The sequence below is a fragment of the Mesorhizobium sp. B1-1-5 genome, assembly GCF_006443065.1.
In the GTDB taxonomy this organism is placed as follows: Bacteria; Pseudomonadota; Alphaproteobacteria; order Rhizobiales; family Rhizobiaceae; genus Mesorhizobium.
Genome location: NZ_VFWS01000382.1, coordinates 1 through 1,405 on the forward strand (window position 1 = coordinate 1; position 1,405 = coordinate 1,405).

Here is a 1,405-nt window from a genome sequence, read left to right on the forward strand (position 1 = left end):
GGGCATGGCCACCATTTCGGACAGGCCCGGCTCCAGGATCGCCAGTTGTTCGACCGTGACGCGATGGCTGTCGATGATCGGCGACCACATGGCCCTGCACACTTCCTCGCCAAGCGCATAGTGCTCTTCCGGACCTTGCATCAGGGCACAGACGATCGATTGCCTGGCGATGCCGCCATGGTAATCGCGACGCGCGGCCCATTCCGTCTCTTCGCCGAACAGCGGCGGATGGCAGGGATGGCCGACGAAATAGGTGAGATCCGGCCGATCCGCGGGCAAGTCGCTGGCATAGGGCGCTGCCGCATCCAGAATGAGGATCATGGTGCCCGCGGCAAGCATCGGCGAGATCTGCCGCGCCACCTGGCCGATGATATTGTCCGGCAGGGCCATTACCACCACCTTGGCGCCGGGAATGCCCTCGTCCATGGCGACGGCGCCGATATCGGCCTCTCCCAGCCGCTTGCGGCCGGCCTCGCCGATCTCCACGGCGCGGACATCGTAGCCCGCTTCGATAAGCTTGCGCGTCACGCGGAAGCCCATCTTCCCTCCGGCTCCAAGCACCGCCACGGATGTCGTCATTTGCTTCTCTCCCATTTGCCATGATGGCGCGCCGATGGCGCAAATTCAGCCGAACGCTTGCAGCGCGGCTTCGAGCTCCGGATGCGTGGCGGCGTAGTCGCGTGCGGGAACCCCTGCCGCCGCGGCTTCGAAAGCATCATGCAGGCTTCGAACGCCGGCGGCCGGCCCGCCTGGATGCGCCATGATCCCGCCGCCGCAGCAATAGATGAAATCGTCCGAGCCGAGCCTCGTATAGGTCTCGGCCGCCTGCACAGCGGTCTGTCCAGACGAAAACACCGGCATGACCGTATCGGGACGGCCAGCCCGCTCGAACATCGGGGTGAGACAGCCATGGGCCGACGCCATCACCGATTCGTCCGGCTCGCAGAACTTGTTGGACAACCCGTTGACGTGCATGTGGTCGATGCCCGCCAGGCGCCAGAATTTCTGATAGGCGAGATAGCTCATGCCGAGATCGGGAGAGCGGCTGAAGAGGCCCCATCCGGCCCGATGGCCGTGCAGCGCAACGGCGGAGTGGCGGCGCATCTCGATGACGGCGGACAGGCCGACAGAATTCAGGACCAGCATGGCGCAGGTCCCGCCACGGCGCTCGATCAGATCCAGCTGGCGACGCATGGCGTCGATGTCCCCGGAAATGTTGGCCGCATACATGACCTTGCGCCCGGTCCTGTCGGCGTGCCTGTCTATCACCGCCATGACCGCTTCGAACCGGTGTTCGAACGGCGAATGCGGAGGGTCCCCCATCAATTCGTCGTCCTTGATGAAATCAAGCCCCCCGCAGGAGACGGCGGCCCTGGCCGACACGCTGATTGCCGCGGGGCTTGAT

At 65.0% G+C, this 1,405-nt stretch carries 2 protein-coding genes; both read right to left on the reverse strand.

Annotated elements, in window-relative coordinates; all coding sequences use genetic code 11:
• A partial coding sequence (locus tag FJ980_RS31585; RefSeq protein ID WP_140547435.1) for a phosphogluconate dehydrogenase C-terminal domain-containing protein occupies positions 1–579 on the reverse strand: 579 nt, incomplete at its 3' end.
• 45 nt (positions 580–624) lie between these two features.
• Positions 625–1,405, reverse strand: a 781-nt coding sequence (locus tag FJ980_RS31590) for a RuBisCO large subunit C-terminal-like domain-containing protein (RefSeq protein ID WP_246676657.1), incomplete at its 5' end; no start/stop codon positions are given.